16 protein-coding genes are annotated in these 20,792 nt (G+C 43.5%); 15 read left to right on the top strand and 1 reads right to left on the bottom strand.

Features of this window, described 5'->3' with window-relative positions:
* Positions 1-3 precede the first annotated feature (3 nt).
* The 12 genes from AFM12_RS14555 to AFM12_RS14610 all read left to right on the top strand — a co-directional run bounded on the left by AFM12_RS14555 (position 4) and on the right by AFM12_RS14610 (position 13,085).
* The gene (locus AFM12_RS14555; RefSeq protein ID WP_055149488.1) at positions 4-216 is read left to right on the top strand and encodes a helix-turn-helix domain-containing protein; all 213 of its coding nucleotides are present in this window, start codon (positions 4-6) and stop codon (positions 214-216) included.
* A 224-nt stretch (positions 217-440) separates the two neighbouring features.
* Positions 441-1,517 (top strand): sensor histidine kinase, encoded by a 1,077-nt coding sequence (locus AFM12_RS14560; protein ID WP_055149490.1) that lies wholly within the window; start codon positions 441-443, stop codon positions 1,515-1,517.
* Positions 1,514-2,236 (top strand): LytR/AlgR family response regulator transcription factor, encoded by a 723-nt coding sequence (locus AFM12_RS14565; RefSeq protein ID WP_055149492.1) that lies wholly within the window; start codon positions 1,514-1,516, stop codon positions 2,234-2,236. The genes AFM12_RS14560 and AFM12_RS14565 overlap by 4 nt, the downstream gene beginning before the upstream one ends.
* A 57-nt stretch (positions 2,237-2,293) precedes the next feature.
* Positions 2,294-4,525 carry a CocE/NonD family hydrolase gene (locus AFM12_RS14570; RefSeq protein ID WP_082391358.1) on the top strand — a complete coding sequence of 744 codons (2,232 nt, stop codon included), beginning with the start codon at positions 2,294-2,296 and terminating at the stop codon, positions 4,523-4,525.
* A gap of 35 nt (positions 4,526-4,560) precedes the next feature.
* The gene (locus tag AFM12_RS14575; RefSeq protein ID WP_055149494.1) at positions 4,561-5,142 is read left to right on the top strand and encodes a hypothetical protein; all 582 of its coding nucleotides are present in this window, start codon (positions 4,561-4,563) and stop codon (positions 5,140-5,142) included.
* Between the two features lie 212 nt (positions 5,143-5,354).
* Positions 5,355-6,344, top strand: coding sequence for a DUF6624 domain-containing protein (locus AFM12_RS14580; RefSeq protein WP_055149496.1), 990 nt, complete (start codon positions 5,355-5,357; stop codon positions 6,342-6,344).
* A 171-nt stretch (positions 6,345-6,515) separates the two neighbouring features.
* A complete protein-coding gene (locus AFM12_RS14585; RefSeq protein ID WP_055149498.1) occupies positions 6,516-6,977 on the top strand; it encodes a MauE/DoxX family redox-associated membrane protein in 462 nt (153 codons plus the stop codon).
* A gap of 155 nt (positions 6,978-7,132) precedes the next feature.
* The gene (locus AFM12_RS14590) at positions 7,133-8,713 is read left to right on the top strand and encodes a hypothetical protein (RefSeq protein ID WP_055149500.1); all 1,581 of its coding nucleotides are present in this window, start codon (positions 7,133-7,135) and stop codon (positions 8,711-8,713) included.
* A gap of 486 nt (positions 8,714-9,199) precedes the next feature.
* A complete protein-coding gene (locus AFM12_RS14595) occupies positions 9,200-9,979 on the top strand; it encodes an Lcl domain-containing protein (protein ID WP_157687420.1) in 780 nt (259 codons plus the stop codon).
* 150 nt (positions 9,980-10,129) lie between these two features.
* Positions 10,130-11,308, top strand: a complete 1,179-nt coding sequence (locus tag AFM12_RS14600; RefSeq protein ID WP_055149503.1) for a cytochrome-c peroxidase — start codon at positions 10,130-10,132, stop codon at positions 11,306-11,308.
* Between the two features lie 372 nt (positions 11,309-11,680).
* Positions 11,681-12,442: an Abi-alpha family protein gene (locus AFM12_RS14605; protein ID WP_055149505.1), complete on the top strand. Its 762-nt coding sequence runs from the start codon at positions 11,681-11,683 to the stop codon at positions 12,440-12,442.
* 265 nt (positions 12,443-12,707) lie between these two features.
* Positions 12,708-13,085 carry a hypothetical protein gene (locus AFM12_RS14610; RefSeq protein WP_131458386.1) on the top strand — a complete coding sequence of 126 codons (378 nt, stop codon included), beginning with the start codon at positions 12,708-12,710 and terminating at the stop codon, positions 13,083-13,085.
* 232 nt (positions 13,086-13,317) lie between these two features.
* Here AFM12_RS14610 and AFM12_RS14615 read toward each other — a convergent pair whose 3' ends face one another.
* Positions 13,318-16,857 (bottom strand): hypothetical protein, encoded by a 3,540-nt coding sequence (locus AFM12_RS14615; protein ID WP_131458388.1) that lies wholly within the window; start codon positions 16,855-16,857, stop codon positions 13,318-13,320.
* Positions 16,858-17,457: 600 nt separating this feature from the next.
* Between AFM12_RS14615 and AFM12_RS14620 the strand changes: the two genes are divergently transcribed.
* The 3 genes from AFM12_RS14620 to AFM12_RS14630 form a co-directional block, all read left to right on the top strand.
* Positions 17,458-18,405, top strand: a complete 948-nt coding sequence (locus AFM12_RS14620; protein ID WP_055149511.1) for a mechanosensitive ion channel family protein — start codon at positions 17,458-17,460, stop codon at positions 18,403-18,405.
* A 63-nt stretch (positions 18,406-18,468) separates the two neighbouring features.
* Complete coding sequence (locus AFM12_RS14625) at positions 18,469-19,284, top strand: mechanosensitive ion channel family protein (RefSeq protein ID WP_055149513.1); 816 nt, start codon at positions 18,469-18,471, stop codon at positions 19,282-19,284.
* Between the two features lie 168 nt (positions 19,285-19,452).
* A partial coding sequence (locus AFM12_RS14630; RefSeq protein ID WP_216598515.1) for a M36 family metallopeptidase occupies positions 19,453-20,792 on the top strand: 1,340 nt, incomplete at its 3' end.

The following is a 20,792-nucleotide window of genomic DNA, read 5'->3' on the forward strand; positions in this document are numbered from 1 at the left end:
GCCATGCCCATAATTGTAAATCTGGATGTGATGATGGCCAAACGAAAGATGTCATTGAACGAACTCTCTGATAAAGTGGGGCTTACTTTATCAAACCTCTCTATTCTGAAAACCGGAAAAGCCAAAGCCGTTCGTTTCAGCACACTGGAGGCTATTTGTCAGGTTCTGGAATGCCAGCCCGGTGATATTTTGGAGTTTGTGGAGGAGGAGGATTGAGCCCGAGGGTATTAAACCTGATTTTGGAGTGCTCAGGAGACAAGAAAGTAGATGATCAAACCGAATAGGGATCAGACGAATAATTCAATCTCCTATCAAATTGCCCCCAAAACACCCAAAATAAAAGTGAAAGGAAGGAATCAAAGACGTTTCACCCCCGATTCCTGACGCTTATGTACTTTCTCTTTTATAGTTGAACAGATCATTTTTACTTTGATCTGTCAATGCAAAAAACAAAAGACATATCGAAGGCATCTTTTCTCTCCCTTTACTGGAAATGCCAGTTGCTGGGCTGGGGGGCAGTCTCCACCTATTGGGCTTATACCGTTTACTTCCGTGACCAGTACGGTCCTTTTTATACAGCACTCAATTATGTGCTTGATATCGCTATTGGTGTAGCTCTGACCCATTTTTATCGTTTCATCGCCAAAAGATACCATTGGAGTTTGCTGCCTTTGGCCGGCCTGACAGCCCGGGTAATCCCTTCGATCATTCTCCTTTCCTTTCTGTATATGGAGCTGGTGGATTTCAAATGGCACCTTTACTGGGTTTATATCCGTGAGATGGACTATACTTTGTGGTATTCCATGAGTTACTGGGACCCGGTTTTCATTACCGGCCTGCGACTTATGGCTATCTGGATTCTGGCCTATCACCTCTATCATTATCATCAGAATAAACTGGAAACCGCCCGACTAAATGCCGATCTCCAGCTGATTGCGAAACAAGCCCAACTGGATCATTTATCCAATCAGCTGAACCCTCATTTTCTTTTCAATTCGCTCAATTCCATCAAGTCATTGATTTCCGAAAGTCCTGATACGGCCCGAAGAGCGGTCGACTTACTATCTGACCTCCTCCGTACTTCGCTCTATGAAAAAGAGGTCCCTTTTATTACGCTGAGAGAAGAACTGGAGCTGGTCAAAGATTACATCGATCTTGAAAAAATCCGCTTTGAAGAACGTTTATCCATTTCCGTAACCATGGACCCTGAACTGGAAAACTGTCTGATCCTGCCATTGAGTATTCAGCTTCTGGTGGAAAACGGTATCAAGCATGGCATTGCCCGGAAAATTAGCGGCGGCAACATTCGGCTAAACATCGAAAAGAGAGATGATCAGGTGGTTGTCACAGTTCAAAACCCCGGGAGCATCTCAAAAGTCGAACAAATGACCGGTATCGGAGTAAAAAACCTGACTAGAAGACTTCAGTTACATTACGAACAAAACGCTGATTTCACCCTTGAAAATGAGGGAGATGACCTGGTGACCGCGACCTTAACTTTCCCATTGAGAAAATGATAAATACCTGCAAAACACTGATCATCGATGATGAAAGACTGGCCCGCGAGGAAGTGCGAAGAGCCCTGTCTGACTATCCCGAATTTCAAATTGCAGGAGAAGCTTCGAATGCTTTAGAGGCGGCCGAGCTGATTGAAAAGGAACAACCTGATCTGATTTTTCTGGACATCCAAATGCCGGAAAAGTCAGGATTCGAATTACTGGAAGAACTCACCGTAGTCCCTATGGTTGTCTTTACCACAGCCTATAATCAGTATGCTGTTAAGGCTTTTGATGTTAACGCCCTCGATTATCTGGTGAAGCCACTGAGGAAAGAGCGGTTTGCCCTGGCTATTGAAAAAATCAAAGCCGAGTTGGCCAACCTTGAGCCGCCCAAAAAATACTTGCCGATGCATTACAAGATTTTCATCAAAGAGGGGGAAGATTGCTATTTTATACCACTGAAAGAAATCCGGCTGATCCAGTCCATGGACAATTACGCCCGTCTCTTTTTTGGAGAACAAAAAGCGATGATCAAACGGTCGCTGAACCTCATTGAAGAAAAACTGGATCCCCATGTATTTTTCAGAATCAACCGAAGTCAGATTGTCAATACCGAATACATCGAAAAAATATCACCTGGCTTTAAACAGAAATTAAATCTAACGCTGAGCACAGGAGAGACGCTCGAGGTTTCATCCCGTCAAACCGCCCGTTTTAAAAACTGGAATAGCTTATAAATTCTTTTAACCTCCCTCCCTTTTGAACGCTGTTCTATGGAATAGGGAAGATAGCCCATGAAAAAATTAATTCTAATCGTAAATCTCCTGGCCTTTAGCTTGCCTTGCCGAAGTCAACTCTTTGACTTTGATAAGGCCGCATGGCCCGATAGCTCTGGCGTTCAGACTTCAATCAAAAAACTGGCCCAAAACGTTTTAAAAGTTGAGATTGCAGAAACAGACCGCTTTCAGGTGGAGTTGCTGGCCGGAGAATACGCTGCTTCTTTGAAAAGTCTGCAGGCCATTTCCTCCCGTACGGAAAATGAAGCGGCTCTTCTGCCCTATGAGCTTTTTGCGGAGGCACAACAGCTAAAGACAGCAGACGGCCATTCTTTTGAAAATGCCTATCAAAACGTACTTCGAAATTACCTTAGCGAATGTTCTGATACAGAAGCCGCCAAAATCACGATTCGGCTTACCACCTATGATGCCGTGGCCCAGTTTACCGCTGAATTCGAAGATTTGTACAAAAAAGCTCCGACTGGTCAGATTGGCATTGATGAATCTGTCCGGTTACTAAAGTCCGCATTCAGGTTTCAGGTCTTTTCGCTGACAGAGCCACTCGTATATCGAGAAGCGGAGCTGGATGAACAAAGACGATACCTGATAACAGAAGACCTGATCATCTCCCCTTTGGATGGAGCCGAACTTTCTGTAATCACGGTTAGAAAGCGGACAAGTGGGGTATTACCTGCAATTCTGATTTTCACCATCTATGCGGAAAACAATAATAAGAATCAGGCCATGATCGCCGCGGCCAAAGGGTATGTGGGTGTTATTGCCACCTCCAGAGGAAAAGGCCAAAGCACCAACGCGATTGAACCCTACCTCCACGAACACAAAGACGTCAACGTTGTGATCGACTGGATCAGCCGTCAGCCCTGGTGCGATGGGCAGGTCGGTATGTACGGAGGCAGCTATAATGGCTTTGCACAATGGGCAGCCTTAAAAAATGGCGTTCACCCCGCCCTGAAAACCATCGTACCTTCGGTTTCGGCAGCACCGGGTATTGATGTACCTATGGAGAATAACATCTTCTTCAATTTTCCCTATAAATGGATTCCCTATGTCACCAATAACCGCTACCTGGATGTACAGGCCAATCTGGATCGGTCGCATTGGAAAGACCTTGAAAATAACTGGTATCAGTCCGGTGCTCCTTTTGCCCGTATGGATTCCCTGGACGGAAAACCCAATAAGCTTTTCCACGAGTGGATCAGTCATCCAACCTATGATGCCTACTGGCAGTCCATGATTCCTTACAGGGAAGAGTTTGTCCATATTACGATTCCTATTCTTACGACTACAGGTTATTATGATGACGGTCAGCCGGGAGCCTTATATTACTACAGAGAACACCTCCGATACCGTCCTGAAGCAGAACATTACCTGGTGATAGGCCCCTATGACCATTGGGGAGCCCAATCCGCCTCTGTACCGAATCTTCGCGGATATGAAATTGACGAAGTCGCTACCCTCAATATCCGGGAGGAGCTGGCTTTTGAATGGTTTGATTATATCCTCAAAGGTGGTTCAAAACCTCAACTTCTAATAGATAAGGTCAATGTTCAGATCATGGGAAGGAATCAATGGCTTCATGCTTCAAACCTCCGGGCGATCGCCAATGACTCACTTACCTTCTCACTGAGTACGCGAAAGGCCGGAAACAGTTATCTGCTGTCTGTTGACAAAGACCCAAATCCAGACTTTATTCCGCTGGCCATCGACTTCGCCGACCGATCCGACCAGGCAAATGCCAATTATTACCCCTGGCCCATTATCAGGGAAAGCATTGATCTGACCGACGGATTGATTTTTCAAACGGAACCCTTCGAAGAAGATATGATAATGAGCGGCTCTTTCAGTGGAGATTTTCACCTGATATCAAATAAAAAAGACTTTGACTATGCCGTGACGCTGTACGAGCTAACCCCGGATGGGAACTACTTTCATCTCAGCTACCACATTGGCCGGGCCAGTTTTGCTCAAAACAGGGAATCCAGAAAACTGCTTAAGCCCGGCGAAGTGACCCATCTGACTTTCGGAAACACCCGGATCAATAGCAAAAAAATCGCTCGTGGAAGTCGCCTTGTGGTGGTGATCAACGGCAATAAAAACCCCTATGCCCAAATCAATTATGGGACGGGGCAAGACGTCAGCCTTGAATCGATCAGGGATGCCGGTGAACCATTGCAGCTCGATCTGCGAAATGACAGCTGTATCAGGATCCCGATCTTTAGGGAAGGTTAAAACAAAATCAATTAAGAATAAACAATCAAATACATATGAAAAAGCAAATTTTACTGGTGTGCACCCTGTTCGCAGGGCTGTACGCCTGTACCCCTGAAACTACGGAACAGCCTCTGGCCCATGACTACCGGACCGGTGAAAAATGGACCTGGAAATGGAGCCGTTCCGTCGATGGAGAAGTGAAGGCTGAAGGCGAAGACCTTCAGGAAGTCCTTGATCAAAACGGTCGCCCTGTTCTCTGGAACGGTCTGGATACCCTGCAAATTCCCACTGAATACATCCGTGATGAAAACTCCACTCCTTTCAGAAGCTGGCCTTTATTTGTAGGCAAGACCTGGGTTTATGAATCGGAATGGGAAAATAATGAGGGAACCAAAGGAAAAACCCGGCAGGATGTGGAGGTTGTTGCCTTTGAGGACATTGAAGTAGCTGCAGGCACGTTCAAAGCCTACAAAATAGAATATAAAGGCCAGGTAACGAATTCCAGGGGCTTCGAAGGTGAAATGTCAGACACCTGGTGGTACGCCCCGGCTTTAAAAACGTATGTTCTACACCTCAATGATGACGGGTATGGGTTGTACCGAAATGAGTTAATAAGCTATACCTCGGGCGGTTAAAGCCAAAACATTTGTTCGCGTATCAAAGGCGGTAAAAACGATGGCTTTTACCGCCTTTCAGGTTCATCTGAAAGCTTTTTTCAGACAGATTCGTTCTTAATGTGACGATCACATCCTTAATTGCGAATAAACGATATTCCTTTTTAAAGGAAGAAAGACCGACGTCATCGGGCAATCATCAACTATTCAACAAACCTATAAATCAAAGTTTTATGAAATATCCATTGATTTTCATTCTCTTCCTTTTAACCCTATCAAAAGCATTTACTCAAAATAGCTCAGAATACTCAAAATTAATAAGTGAAGGATGGAAACTCTGTCTAGCCAAAGATTTCGAAAGCTCGGCAGAACAGTATGAGAAGGCCTTCCAAATTTCACAGGACGTACCTTTGAGAGATCGTTATAATGCTTCCTGCATTTATGCTCTGGCCAATAACAAAGACAAGGCCTTTCATCATTTATTCATTATTGGGAATGAGCTGAAATGGACAGACCATGATCACTTAATCAGTGATACAGACTTGACAAGTTTGCATGATGACCCCAGATGGGAGAAATTAAGTTCGCTGATCATTCAAAACAAGAAAGAGGAGGAGGCCCATTTTGATAAGGAGATGGTTGCCGTATTGGATCAGATCTATTTTGATGATCAGAGTACCCGAAATAAGATACGTTCTACCGAAGAGAAGTTTGGAAGGGAATCAACAGAAATGGAGCTTCTTTGGCAGGATATTCTAAAGAAAGATTCTGTCAATCTGATAAAAGTCAGTGGAATCCTGGATGAAAAAGGATGGCCTGATAAGAACTTAATCGGTGAAAGGGGGACTTCGACCTTATTTTTAGTGATACAGCATGCAAACCAAAGTACTCAGGAAAAATATTTGCCTCTCATTCAAAAAGCAACGGAAGATAAAAATTTGCCAAAACGACAATACGCCATGTTTTACGACCGCTTACTTCTGAACCGCGGAGAACGACAGATCTATGGAACACAACTGGCGATGAGTAAAGAGAGTAAATCACCTTATGTTTTACCTCTTGAATCTCCTGAAAATGTAGATCAAAGACGAGTTGAAATGGGTTTGAATACCATGCAGGAAAATTTGAATAGGTGGAATCTCACCTGGGATGTTGAAGAATATATACAAAAACTGCCTGAGATAGAAGCCAAAGAGCGGGAACTCAACAATAAAAACAACTGATAAAAATTTAGCCACTTCTCTGACAGATCAGCTTCCCTGTCCTCTCCAAGGTATCAGGGAGGGCTCTGTTTTGCCAAAACTCTTTTTCATCAACGGTTTTGAGTAAGTTTGAAGAAAAGCATAAATCAATCCGGTTTGTAAACCGGCTTCTTCATTCAACCCATCCAATAAATGACCTTCACTAAGCAAGACAAAATCGAAATCTTTGAAAATGCGATTAGTTGGGTGGTAGTTTTAGCCATGTTCCTTTATGGTGGTGCTAAAGGGATGCAATTTGACGGAGCTGCTCAAATTGATAAAACAGTCTCTGAAATGACCGGAATGCAGCTGATGTGGGCATTTTACGGCTATTCAAAACCATTTGCCATCACAATCGGAGTCTTTGAAGTCCTTGGTGGACTCTTAATTCTGATCAAAAGAACCCGACTCATCGGCTGTTTAGTCACCTCCACAATTCTGGTAAACGTCATCTTATGGTTAAACAGAGATAAGCTCATGACCGGTGTAAAGGCTTTACTGAAAACTGAAAAAATTGAAGAGACCAGAAAGGTGCTTTTCTTAAAACTATCTATTGCTTTTGCCCTGTTTGTTTTATTCAGAATTTTGGAATATTTCCTTACCGTCAGAGGATGAGTAGCTGAAATAAGTCTTCCAAATAGTTAGCTGACTCCACTATGGAAAGACTTCGTCCAGAGAAATTCAAAACCATAAAATAAAACTCTCCTCCGTAAAATAAAACTACTTTGGAGTGCAGTGCTGGCAGTGCTTCTTTTCGGAAAAAAACGGAAATGAAGAAAATATATACTCTGTTCATCTCAATCTGTATCACGGCTTATTCTTTCGCACAGAATGTGACAATTACGCCGTCTGGCATAACACCAGCCACCGGGGGAATTCCAAAAATGACTTACGATGAAATCAAGGCCATTGCTTCTCCTGAACGCGGTGATCTGGTTATAGACACGAGCTATAATACTCTTCGAATGTGGAACGGTACAGAATGGACTTATTTCACTTCAGGATTGAGTAAAGACAATGTTTTATTAACCGGATACAGCGTAGCCGGAGACTCTCTCGAATATGTTACATCTATTGATTTCGACGACAGCGGAAACAGATATATTACAGGATTATTTAACGGGAGTGCTACTTTTGGAAGCACAACTCTCAATAACCCGAACGGGTCACTTTATACCGCCTATGTAGCAAAACAAAATGCCGATGGAGAATATCTCTGGGTTAAGACCAGTACTGGTACAGGAGGCATGATTCCCATTAAAATACGACTTGATAATTCCGGAAATATATTTTTAGGCGGATACTCAACAGGGGCTAATACCCTTTGGGATGGCGGTGGCTCATTTGTTGCCCAGGAAAATGATGTGAATGTTATCAAACTAAATAACAACGGGATACCACAATGGAGTAGAGTTCTTGGAGGCTCCGAATATGATACCTTTGTGGCTATGGACATCGATCTATCAGGAGATTTGGTCATTACCGGCACTTTTGATGGCACCGCTAGTTTTGTCGGGAACCAACTCATTTCCAACGGTCAGGGGGATATTTTTGTCGCAAGAATTTCAAATAGTACCGGAAGTGTTTCCTATCTCAAGCAATTGGGCGGAGCCGGCAATGATTTCGCACGCGATATTAAGGTAAACTCACTGGGCCATTACATTCTGGCCGGATCATATGGTACTGTTTTTAATGTGGGAGGGTTTCCATTGAATTCTGTTACTCCCGGGAAGGACAATTTCTTTATCACTACCTTAAATCCGGTCACAAACATTTTTTTAAATGTCAAATCCTTTGGTAACGATGGTGGATACCAGGGCTTTCTGGAAGTAGACACGCAAAACAATGTTTACTTCAGTGGGGTAACCGATGACTCATTAAAAATGTCAAGTTCTTTGTACCAAATACCATCCTCTTACAATAAGCTTTCAGAGGACGAGGCTGTATTTATACTTAAGTTCGATGCGTCTCTTAATACTCAAAAACTTACTTACTTTCAGGGTGATGATTTATATGCCGGAATTCTTAAAATGAGCGATTCTGATGAACTATACGCTCAATTTACCACAGGACGATACATCATCATTGGTGATGGTTCTTACTACGATACTCATGCTGCCAGATCTATCCTTTGTGAGATTGACCCAATTAATAGTATTCTAATTTGGAGCGATCCGATTCACGGTCAGGCCTCTCCCCTTGACTTAAATTTGGATCATGAAGGCATATTATGGTCTGCGGGAATCTACGGAGGAGATATTCGTGTAGGAAATACGAGAATTCTTGGTGTGGGCGATTACTATGAAGATAATAACCAGATTGATGGCTATATCATCAAGGCTGTAAAATAAGCTCAGAAATACTATACAGTTGACTAATTAAGTGGTTGCCTGAAGCATAGTCTCCATACCTGTCGGTACTCTGGTAGACGTCATTTCTTAGGACATCTACTTCGGAGTTCATGTGGGAGCTCTTAAAGCCGCAATTTTATATCAGCTATTTATTCTAATCATCTTATGGTTAAACAGAGATAAGCTCATGACGGGTGTAAAAGCCTTACTGAAAACTGAAAAAAGTGAAGAGACCAGAAAGGTGCTTTTCTAAAAACTCCTCATTGCTATTGCCCTATTTTTAGGATTAAGGCTTTTGGAATATTTCCTCACCGCAAGAGGTTGAGGGCCTGACCGCAGAATGCCGACCACCAATGGGGCTCCACTTTAAAGAGAACTACCTGAGGATGTGGCTTGTGAGTGTTGTGAATTGGTATTAATCTTGTGATAAAGAGAAAATACCGTTCAAAAGAAATGATACTGAAAACCACAAAAAGAAACAGCACAATGAAAAGATATACAAAATCAGGAGTGGTTATATTTTGTGTATTGCTAATCAACCCAAGCTTATGGGCCCAAAATCCATTAGAAGTAGCAGGAGAATTGACGATAAACCCTGCAAACTCAGCAATTAATGTTCACGGCAATTCTATTCAAAATGTTGCTGATCCGGAGCTTTCTCAAGATGCAGCTACAAAGGCTTATGTCGATCATGTGTTGTTGACATTTGGAATTTCAATGGGGCCTTCGGGAATACAGGGATTGCTCAATGCAGGATATAGTCCCTTGTCAATCATTGATAAAGGTGCCCCTCTTTCTGACTTTATCGGACTCATCCACGAAGGCGGCATTATATTTTATATGAACCCCTCAGGAGATGGCTCGGGCCTTGTTGCGGCATCTTCAAATCAAAGTGGTGCAGCATCATGGGGCTGTCATGGTTCACCCATCTCGGGAGCTGACGGAACTGACATAGGAACGGGAAATCAAAATACCCTCGACATGGAAATTGGGTGTACCGATACCGGTACAGCAGCTGATATATGTGCTAACCTGAGTCTGAACGGATTTGATGATTGGTTTTTACCCTCAAAAGATGAATTAAACGAGATGTACTTAAAAATAGGACCGGGTGCCACAAATGTTGGCAATTTCTCCCCTACGTATTACTGGAGTTCTTCGGAGGTTGATAATAACCTGGCCTGGGATCAGGATTTCTACTTTGCCAGTCAGGAAAATAACAATAAGTACAGCCCCCATGCTGTTAGGGCAATCAGAGCTTTTTAATAAGAACGTTTTCCTGTCAAAGAGTCTCCCTGCCTGACGCCTGCCTGTCGGCAGACAGGGCTGACAGGGCAGATTGGTGTCGGGGAAATAACCCCACTCCACTAAACCTTCATCGCCTTTCTACGTCTATCTTTTACAAAAAATGACCCTATGGAAAAAAGAAAGGCACTACTGGTCACTGCAATAGCCCTTTTAGGAATAGCTTCCTGTACTAAAGACGAAGTCGCAATAAGCAACACGGAGAGTATACTCATCTTACCCGAAACCCCTTTTGACTACGAGAGCCTTAATTTGCCGGCCCACTTTACGGCCAACGTACCCGGGCAGCCATTACCCACCTCCATTATCGGAACTGACAATACACCTTCAGACAACCCAATCACCAATGATGGGGCTACCCTTGGCAGGGTCTTGTTTTATGACAAAAAATTAAGTGCTAACGAAAGCATCTCCTGTGCCTCCTGCCATAAGCAAGACAAAGGCTTTTCTGACGATGCCCAATTGAGTGCTGGTTTTAACGGAGGTTTAACCGGCCGGCATTCTATGACTCTCATCAATTCCCGGTTTTACCAGCGTGGACGTTTCTTCTGGGATGAGCGGGCCGCTAGTTTGGAAGAGCAGGTCTTAATGCCTTTTAAGGACCCTGTGGAAATGGGAATGACGCTGGATCAGGTGGTACTTAAAGTACAGGAGCAGTCCTATTATACAGACCTATTTCAAAAGGCCTTCGGCTCAACAGAAATAACCTCAGACAAAATAGCCAAAGCCCTGGCCCAGTTTGTCAGAAGTATTGTAAGTTACCGCAGTAAGTATGACGAAGGCAGAGCATTGGTAGCTGCACCGGGAGCCAACTTCCCAAACTTTACGACAGAAGAAAACACAGGAAAAAATATCTTCTTTCAAACCATTCCTAATGGCGGCGGAGCCTGTTTTGGCTGTCATACCACGGAAGCCTTCATCAGTGCTAATCCCGGACCACAAAACAATGGTTTAGATGCCAACTCCACGACAGATTTAGGAGCCGGTGCGGTCTTTACCAATCCCATTTTCACCGGGCGATTTAAGACGAGCAGTTTGAGAAATATTGAACTAACCGCACCGTATATGCACGATGGCCGCTTTGCCTCTTTAGAAAAGGTGGTTGAACACTATAACAGTGGTATTCAGGGACACCCTACCCTTTCACCGGCCCTGAAAGATGCCAATGGTAACCCTGTTCGCCTAAACCTGACAAGCCCTCAAAAAGCGGCTCTTGTTGCCTTTCTAAAAACATTGACAGACCAAAGTCTAAGCTCCGAAGTTAAATGGAGTAATCCGTTTAGGGAGTGAGGGGGGAGTTCTAAGACCGAGGACCGGTGACGAATGACAGGTGTTTGCTATTGAATGTCAGAGCTTGAAATAACTTCAAGACTTTCAAACTAATAAACCTCTAAACTCCACCACAAAAAACTACCGCTTGATAAGTAAACACTTTCAAATTAGCAATAACCCTCTCCTTTAATTGAAGACAATCAGTGGTTTTGAGTATGTTTAGAAAGTTAAGGTAAATTCATCCGGCATATCTAATCGACAACAAATGCTTACACTTGGGTTTGTCTATGGTATTTAGTCACTTAAATATAATATATTGGGGATTAACGATATTCGCTTTTCTAGCGGAAAAGAGACATACGATAACTCGCACGTTAGCCACAAGCTGAAATGACCAAAGAACTTAACATAAAATCTTCGACAATTGAAAAAGGGCTTGAACTTGTAAAAGATTTTGCCACTAAATTAATTGGACCGACAATAGAAGAAGTCGGACTTTTAATGTCTGACAATATCAAATATTTCCGATTTAAAAATCAAGTTAAAATTTTAGTCAAAGCACAAGAATACGTAAATGAAAAGAAAATCAACATAAAAGAAATTCCGACTAAAATACTCGTTCCTCTTCTTGAAAATGCTTCATTAGAAGAAAATGAGGAAATGCAAGATAAATGGGCGTTTATGATTGGAAATTTGGCTGACTCTGACCAAAATATGCAAAATCAAATTTTTCCATATCTCTTGACTCAAATTTCGCTGAATGAATTTGAAATGCTTTCGGAATTCAGCAAAATGGAAAGAATTTATATGATTGACCATCTTCGTCTTTTGGATTTACGAAAAGAAGATGCTTACTACCTCAAACGTGAGAATAGAGAATTAAGAGACAAAGTGAATAAAGTCCAGCAAGAAGGGTTTTGGGTTAAAGGTCTCGAAGATTATGAGTACTCTAACTTACAAAGACTGGGACTTTTAAAACAGTTGCCACCCAGATTCATAATTGACGAACTTGAAATTGAACACAAAGGATATTTGGGAAGTGAATATTACCCAATTGAGGCTGAATATGACCCAGACGATTACGGTTACCGAATAACCTCATTAGGAATTAAATTTCTTTCTGCATGCGAAGAAAAAAAAGTTAGTGGCTAACACAATTTGAATAATTAATTGTGGTCGGAATTTCCTACAGGAAGTTCCTGCCATCAATTATCTTTAGTATTTGGGGGACATTTTTCATAAATGCAGAGTTGGGTGTCGAAGGAGGACTCAAAAACCTGATGTAGTTTCCCGTTATTCGCTTCTCTTTTGCTAACTGCATTTGCTAAGTTTTCCAGAACTTCATACTCCTGTTGAATCTTCAGTCTCAGGACAATTTATCCCGCAATTATAGTCATTGAATACAAAAATAATGTTTATGAATAAAGGAGAAATATATAAACTGAAAAGAGAATTTAAAGAAAAATATAGATCTGAATGCTATAAACATCCATTTATATTTTGGAATGAAAAACATGCTGATTACACAGGTATAATGTTAACAACTTCAAATAGCCCCAAGTATAAAAATATTGAACTAAAAGAAGATTTTTTTGAATCTGGATTTGACGTTGGATTTGGGAAATCTGAAAGTAAATCTAAATCATATATAGTGCCTTTACATTTATTAAAAGAGGTAAAATATGAGCATTTAGAAAAAGTTGGAGAATTAACAAAAGCAGGAAAAGAATTTATTGCCAAAACTGTTGGAAAGTTAGAGTATACAGATTGGGTGACCCATATGAAATTGAAATAGCAATTTATATTTCCCGTAGTAGAGTCTCCTTGCCTATCGGCAGACCTGCGTCAGGGACTCTGCGGTCTTACCACTTTAAATAAAATCTAAATAGCTGCAAAGTTCTACTGCATGGTGCGGCTCGTTCAGCTCATAAAAACGGGCTGAAGAATATTCATAATTCAGATTTTTTTCATCTGACACAGACTCTGGTCAAACAGCCAAAATCTTATTCCATCACTGTTCCCTTTCCTCACTCAAACCCCAAAACATTCACCTCAAAAACGGCTCCGGTTTCTATTTCTACCCAGCGGTCCGGGCCTGTTTGTGGAGCTATTTCAATGCTGTTGACTTCCATTTTATAACCCGAGGGCAGGTAAAAACCTTCGTTACCGCTCAGTTGAATTTTATGGCAATAGTCCGGGGCACGGTTGCCTCGCCATACAGTATGGTCAACGAGGTTTCTGTCTACCACCGGTTGGAAAATTCTGACAATCTCCGGTAGCGGGCAACTGGTGGGTAAAATCACCGGTACACTCAGAACAATAGGATTGCTGCCTGTCATGTTCACTTCAAAGAAAATACTGTCGGCTCCCACGGCTGCGGCATTCGGCGTATAGTGGTGATCGGACTGGTGCCAGGTACCTGCCACGGTAGTTTTAGCCCGGTCGGTATACCAGTCGTCAGAGATCGGCAGGCTGCCCGTTTCTGTATAATTGAGGTTCACCACTTCTTTGATACCATCAGAAAGTGTTCCGTAAAACGGAGAGACAAAGAGGCCCTTATTCCACACCGGAAAACCCAATGCCCCGCCGTCATGAAATTTGATATTGCGAAAAGCATCGCCATGATCCACCATCACTCCATTGTTGGTGATCACATCGGTACCAATCAGCGAGAAAGCATCGGTCGTTAAAAACTCTACCACCCCATCATTTTGCCCGATGTACGACAAATCCTTTGAAATAATATGCCCGCCACTGTTATTAGTGCCACCTGCCATGGAAATGCTACAGGTGCCGAGATCCAAAAAACCGTTATTCTGAGCCGCACCACTAAAAGCCACACAGTTTTGGGCATTCGTGGCCTTCATGCTTCCGTTATACACCACCGGCGTGCTTCCCGTATGCGAGAGCAGGTTTCCGGTGTTGCGGGTGTTATTGGTAAACAAAAACTCAGAATTGGCGGTGGTAGTGAATAGCCCCTGCAGCTGAAGACCTGAATTAAAAGCATCAATAATTTCAATGGTTCCGTTATTATGCACTGTAGTCGCTGATTTAGCCAGCAAAAGGCTGGCATTATCTTCACCGGCACCACTAATCCTGAAAAAGCCATTATTGGTCAGCTGGCCGCCATTGAGATAGATTAGTTGTAAACTTTGGGCGGCAGCCACATCCAGCGTATCGTCATTGATCAGGCTGCCTGCATCTACCCGTATGGCGGGATCTTCGGTACTACTGATCCTGAGCGTTCCCTGGTTATTGATCTGACCGTTGGTCAATAGTACCGTGCCGGGATTAACCAAACCCGAGGCGAGACCTCCGTCAATCTCAATGACACCCGTGTTTTGCAGCGTGGCCGTGGCATCCGTCAGTTTGATGATCGGTACGTTTTGCCCATGTTGAATATAGATTTCACCTTGATTATCAATGGTTTCACCCGCTCCAATATCAAACAGGTTGCCCACCACGCTAAGCTCCATCACTCCTTTGTGCACAAAACTTTGCCCGGCCTTCATGCCACCCACAGTATCGCCTTTGATATAGGCCGAAGTCTCAATCAGCACATCACCGGTATTGTCAAAAACATATTGGTATGAATTCATGAGTAGCAGCGTATCCAGCACCGTGAGTTGATCAGTATTTTTGAAAAAAGCCGTACCACCCTCGCTGTTCAGAAAAAGCGTGCCGCGGCATTCCATCAGGTCATTGTTTTCTATGAGGGCAAAATTTCTGGCATAAGAATGATCAAAAGTGAATTCGCTATAGCCATCAAAATAGAATTCTCCGGTGTTAACAAGCACTTTATACAGCCAGTTTAAAGAGCAATCGGCCAAGAAATTTGAAGAACTTCCGCAGGTAAAACGACCCGAGTTATCGATAAATACTTCCTCCATCTGATCAATTTCCAGATCGCCGTTTTGCAGAAAAACACCGGCATTGTTGATACCATTGAAATTCTGATATAATTGAGAAAAATCCATGCTGCCGTTATTGGTAAACTTCCCTTTCGTCTGATTATAAAGACCCGCAACCACCGAACCCGGCGAGGCTGTCGGGGTGGTCCCAATGTTCAAAAAACCATTATTGACGAAATAGCTGCTATCGGTCACACCCTCATTATCAAGGAAAATGAGACTAAGATTATGGATATTCAGTGTGCCGTTATTGGTAAAACCCTGCAAGCTGGCGTTGAGCAATCCCCGTGCACCGTGGGTGATATCAATCAAGCCTCCGTTGGTAAAAGTACCACTGTTTTTTAAGGCGTAGGAACCAAAGGTTGTCGTCATCAATCCAGAGTAAATATGCCCGGAGGAACCCACCTCCATCTTGCCCTGGTTTTCCAGTCCAAAGTTACTGCCGAGCAAAGTCAAGGGGCCGTCAATTTGAGCTATTCCGCTATTGATGAAGCCTTTGGTGGTACCCTCAATGGTCAAAGAGTCCGTCATTTCCAGATAGCCGAGATTATCCAGAACATACCCGCCGGTGAGCTCGCCTTTTCCTTGCCAAAGCACCTTGGCGGCGGCATTATTATAGATGGCCGAGCGATTGCCGTGGATATCCATGCGGCCGGTATTTTGCAAAAGACTGGTATCGCCCACAGCCCCGATATTGACAAAACCGAGGGAGTCAGCCGTCCCAATATCCACCAGATTAGTATTGATAAAATCAGCAGAATTATAGACCCCAAACTCCGTGAAGGAGTTCATGAGAAGCTCGCCATCGTTTTGGAAAAGTCCTTCATTATGAAAACTTTCGCTACCGGCTGGAGCCGAGCTTTCACTCGCATACCGATAAATTTCTAGTAATCCACCCGATTGATTATGAATTCCTCCCGAATTAAAAAGTGCGTATTCATCAACGCCTGAGACAAACAAATAGCCCTGATTATTCACAGAATCCGTGCTGTAAAGCCCTCTTTTTGAGCCAAAAGTGCCGGTAATTTTCAGAGAGTCTTCATTGATGATCAGGCCATAATTATTGAAACCGTAGCTGCTGTGGGTGATGTCAATTTTTCCGAGATTATTGACAGTTCCGAAATTGGTCACAGACATGCTGTCCATGGTCAATTTGGCTTCTCCGCCTGCCAACACCTCATAGGTAGAGCCGCTATTGATATAGATTCCTTTAATGGTCAACCACGTGTAATGATAGCCCGAAGCCCCCACCCGGAAAGTGGAATTACCGTCCAATTCGATAATAAAATCATCCTGAATTGATCGGTTATTTAATCTTCCATTGAGAATCAAAGTGGCATTCTGAAGATCGATCAACCGGGTATCCGGCAAAGAAGAAGAGGCCGTATGAGCAACATTGAGAATTCCAGTGGTCGCCACTTCCAGTGTGCTCCCGATGACGTTGAGATAACCGACGGTTCTGGTATCTGAGACAATAACCGTTTGATTGGCGTCATTAATAGTCACAGTTTCATTCATATTGGCTCCCGGAGCTACGTCTCCCACCCAATTGTCCTTATCGCCCCAGCTAAATCCATCTCCGTGTCCGTTCCAAACAAATTGAGCCAGTGAGCTCAAAGGAGCCATCAAAACCAAAAGCAGAAGTATATTTCGCATGACCATTTTCATTTTCTCAAAGTACTCAAAATCCGCGACCTGTTACCATCGTGTAAATAGGGATTTTTTGACCGTTTTGTTGAATTTGGGAACTGGTTGATTGGGGAATTGGTGATTAGTGTCGGAGCCGGATGTTGGAGGTTCGAGGTATTGACGGGAGACCGATGACGAGTGACGGATGCTACTGGAGGCAGAGCTTGTCGAAGCCAGAGGCTTGCGGGGTGTCAGATGCGGGATGTTTGATTTTAGAGGTTTTAGCCTATGACCAATGACGGAGGTAAGAAGTTTCCGAAGACCGAGCCTGTCGTAGAATAAGAAAATCCCCTCCCGGGAGGGGCCAGGGGTGGGTCTGTCTTTCCTATACCCATTCTTCCGACTCCCTCCTTCCAACTCCCGCCTCCCTAACCCCTACTCCATATTACTTAATCCCTTTCCCTCCCCTTGTTCCTTTTTCCTTCCTCCTTTCACCGTCCTCGCAAAAGAAAAAATTGCAATACCCGAACATATAATTTACGAATCCGAAGAACATTGTGAGATTCTATGATTTACCGAAACTGCTCTTTAGAACATGCCGTTGACCTGTTGAAAAAATAAAATGCCATGAAAAAATATACCGGAATTATTTTCAGTTCCCTTCTCCTGATTATTGTCCTGTTTCTAAGCTTTACAGATAATGTCATTACTCAGAATATTCCCGATCAACTCCTTCTGAGTGCTATTGTAAAGAACATCCTTGTGATCATTATCTCTTCCTGGCTCGCTCTGGAGGTCATTTCACTAGCCAAAAGAAATCTGCTAAAACACTATGATCTGGACGATGAAGACAATCTCAAATCACGAAAAGTACATACTCAGATTAAATTGCTGGGCAAGGTGGTCAACTTTGTCATTGTGCTGGCCGCTGTTGGTTTGGTCGCTCTGAATATTCCAAGCTTACGGAAAGTGGGTGTCGGTATATTCACTTCCGTGGGGGTAGCGGGTATTTTGATTGGTCTTTCTGCTCAGAAAATCGTGGGGGCTTTACTGGCAGGTATACAGATCGCCATTACACAGCCTTTCCGACTGGAAGACGCCGTGGTAGTCGAAAACGAATGGGGCTGGATAGAGGAAATCAACCTTACTTTCATCGTAGTCAGGCTCTGGGATAAACGTCGTTTGGTACTCCCAACCACCTATTTTCTGGAGAAACCTTTCCAGAACTGGACCCGTACCACGGCCGATATCATTGGCTCAGTTTTTCTGGTGACTGATTATAATGTACCTCTGCAAGAACTTAGAAAAGAGCTGACTCGGCTGTTAGAAGGCACCCCGATGTGGGATAAAAAAGTAAATGTTCTTCAGGTGACCGACTCCAAAGAAAATACCATGGAAAGCCGGATTCTGGTGAGTGCCCGTAACTCACCTACAGCCTGGGATTTACGGGTATATATCCGTGAAAAAATGATTGAATTCATCCAGAATAACTATCCGGAAAGCCTCCCACGTACACGAATTAAATTGCAAAATGATCAGGCACCGGAGGGACACCTCGCCAATAATATCGGCTAAAAATCATCTCAAGGGGCCTTCCCTGCGTAATTTTTAACATAAAACAGAACCTAAAACTTCAAAATGAACACTGACAAAATCTTAAATCAAATTTCTAACATCGTCATTGAATACGGCCCCCGTCTGATAGGAGCTGTTGCTGTCCTCGTCATCGGATTGTGGATTATCAAGGCTCTCACCGGCGGTTTAATGAAGCTACTGGACAAGCGAGACATTGATGACTCGCTTAAACCTTTCCTGAAAGGTCTGGTAAGCTCACTTTTAAAGGTAATGTTAGTTCTGGCCGTTCTCGGCACAATGGGCATTGAGATGACCTCTTTTGTAGCTGTCTTGGGTGCGATAGGCCTGGCTGTTGGAATGGCTCTAAGCGGTACATTACAAAACTTCGCCGGTGGTGTGATGATTTTACTTTTCAAACCTTTCAAAGTGGGCGATTATATTCAGGCACAAGGCTACGGTGGCACAGTGAGAGAAATTCAAATTTTCAATACTATCCTAAAAACACCTGATAATGTGACGATTGTGATCCCCAACGGTGAACTGTCAAATTCTTCTCTCAAAAACTACTCGCAGGAAGAATGCCGTCGTGTCGACTGGACCGTGGGCATTGGTTATGGCGATGATGCCAATAAAGCCATGGCTGTAATAAAAAGTTTGTGTGACCAGGATGACAGAATTCTCAAAGATCCTGAAGTTTTTATAGCTCTTTCTGAGCTGGGTGATAGCTCTGTTAATTTTGTTGTAAGAGCCTGGGTGAACTCGTCTGATTACTGGGGTGTATTCTTTGATATGAACAAAAAAATCTACGAAACCTTTGATCAGGAAGGCCTGAACATCCCATTCCCACAAATGGATGTACATGTGCATCAGCAGAAATAAATTTCAAATAACAGAAGATCAAAAGGCGTCAGGCATACACCTGACGCCTTTTGCTTTGATATGCCCCCATTTTCTATGATCAAAGCCCTCAGCCACTAACGTATAAATACCAGCGATAATATGATTTAAGGTCTTTTTGAAATATATTTGGTTATACTACTTAGCTCCATGAAAAGAAAACTACTATTTATTCTGCTGACTTTGATCGGCGGAAGCTCTCATTTATACGCTCAGAACGAAATCAATTCTCTCCGGAATTATCTACAGGAAAACTCTGGAATCATCAGCCAGAGTGATGCCTCAGAGATGAGTGTATCCAGTGCCTACCGCTCCCCTAGCACCGGATGGTACCATATGTATATGCAGCAAAATTTTGAAGGAGTGCCGGTCTATAACCGAATCATTACAGCCGTTCTGGTGGAGAATGAGGTCAGGCATTTGGTCAATCAATTCGAATCCGATTTTGAAACAAGGGTAATCGGAAGCTCCGATAAATTAAAAATCTCCCCTGAAACAGCCCTTCTTAATGCCGTCAGGAGTTTAAATATTGCCGAAAGTAAAGCCGTGGTACAAAGCACCCGAAACACCAAATCGCTTGCCAGCGGCAAAGTAATCAAAGCGGAGTTGGATGCACCAGCCCTGAGCTCGGAACCAGTACAGGCTCAGCTCTATTGGTATCCGGTTTCAAACCCGGAAAACCCAACGATTAAGCAGTTTACTGCAGTATGGAATATCGAATTTGAACCGGAAGACCCCAGCAATGTCTGGAGCGTCTTTGTCAATGCAAACGATGGCTCTGTGGTGGAAACCATAGACCGTGTGGTGCATTGTTCGTTTGGCGAATCGGCTGCAGAACATCGCAAGCATAATACTTCAGCAAGAAATCAAATCGCTTCCACTCCGCCCGATAGCAGTTATCGTGTTTTCGACTATCCTCTGGAGAGCCCGATTTTCGGAAACCGCACCCTGGTGAGCAAGCCCTATGACAAATTTGCCCCCATGGGTACCGGCCCCGGTACCAGCAATGGCTGGCATGAAGACAGCGTCGCAATGAATAATTACTTAGCGGGCAATAATGTATGGGCTTATCAGGATGTCAATAGCGGTAATGCTCCGGTCAGCACAAACCCGAGTTCAGCGAATCTCAATTTTGACTTTTCGTACAGCACAGACAGCACCTCAGCCTCCAATCAGAATGCGGCCGTAACCAATCTATTCTACTGGAATAACCTCATTCATGATGTTTTGTGGCGATATGGATTTGATGAACCCAGTGGAAATTTTCAAACAAGTACGATGGGCCGGGGTGGCTTGGGTTCTGACTACGTGAGAGCCGAAGCTCAGGATGGTGGGGGAACCAATAATGCCAATTTCTTTACCCCTGTGGATGGTCAAAGACCGCGTATGCAAATGTATTTGTGGACAAACGGAACTGATGGTGATTTTGACAACGGGATCATCGCTCACGAATATGGTCATGGCTGGTCAAACCGACTCACCGGCGGACC

The sequence above is a fragment of the Jiulongibacter sediminis genome, from assembly GCF_001306455.1.
Classification (GTDB): Bacteria; Bacteroidota; Bacteroidia; order Cytophagales; family Spirosomataceae; genus Jiulongibacter; species Jiulongibacter sediminis.

Excerpts from the sequence above, each read along its gene's own strand:
- AFM12_RS14555 (WP_055149488.1), top strand. The coding sequence starts at position 4 with ATGCCCATAATTGTAAATCTGGATGTGATGATGGCCAAACGAAAGATG.
- AFM12_RS14560 (WP_055149490.1), top strand. The coding sequence starts at position 441 with ATGCAAAAAACAAAAGACATATCGAAGGCATCTTTTCTCTCCCTTTAC.
- AFM12_RS14565 (WP_055149492.1), top strand. The coding sequence starts at position 1,514 with ATGATAAATACCTGCAAAACACTGATCATCGATGATGAAAGACTGGCC.
- AFM12_RS14570 (WP_082391358.1), top strand. The coding sequence starts at position 2,294 with ATGAAAAAATTAATTCTAATCGTAAATCTCCTGGCCTTTAGCTTGCCT.
- AFM12_RS14575 (WP_055149494.1), top strand. The coding sequence starts at position 4,561 with ATGAAAAAGCAAATTTTACTGGTGTGCACCCTGTTCGCAGGGCTGTAC.
- AFM12_RS14580 (WP_055149496.1), top strand. The coding sequence starts at position 5,355 with ATGAAATATCCATTGATTTTCATTCTCTTCCTTTTAACCCTATCAAAA.
- AFM12_RS14585 (WP_055149498.1), top strand. The coding sequence starts at position 6,516 with ATGACCTTCACTAAGCAAGACAAAATCGAAATCTTTGAAAATGCGATT.
- AFM12_RS14590 (WP_055149500.1), top strand. The coding sequence starts at position 7,133 with ATGAAGAAAATATATACTCTGTTCATCTCAATCTGTATCACGGCTTAT.
- AFM12_RS14595 (WP_157687420.1), top strand. The coding sequence starts at position 9,200 with ATGAAAAGATATACAAAATCAGGAGTGGTTATATTTTGTGTATTGCTA.
- AFM12_RS14600 (WP_055149503.1), top strand. The coding sequence starts at position 10,130 with ATGGAAAAAAGAAAGGCACTACTGGTCACTGCAATAGCCCTTTTAGGA.
- AFM12_RS14605 (WP_055149505.1), top strand. The coding sequence starts at position 11,681 with ATGACCAAAGAACTTAACATAAAATCTTCGACAATTGAAAAAGGGCTT.
- AFM12_RS14610 (WP_131458386.1), top strand. The coding sequence starts at position 12,708 with ATGAATAAAGGAGAAATATATAAACTGAAAAGAGAATTTAAAGAAAAA.
- AFM12_RS14615 (WP_131458388.1), bottom strand. The coding sequence starts at position 16,857 with ATGCGAAATATACTTCTGCTTTTGGTTTTGATGGCTCCTTTGAGCTCA.
- AFM12_RS14620 (WP_055149511.1), top strand. The coding sequence starts at position 17,458 with ATGAAAAAATATACCGGAATTATTTTCAGTTCCCTTCTCCTGATTATT.
- AFM12_RS14625 (WP_055149513.1), top strand. The coding sequence starts at position 18,469 with ATGAACACTGACAAAATCTTAAATCAAATTTCTAACATCGTCATTGAA.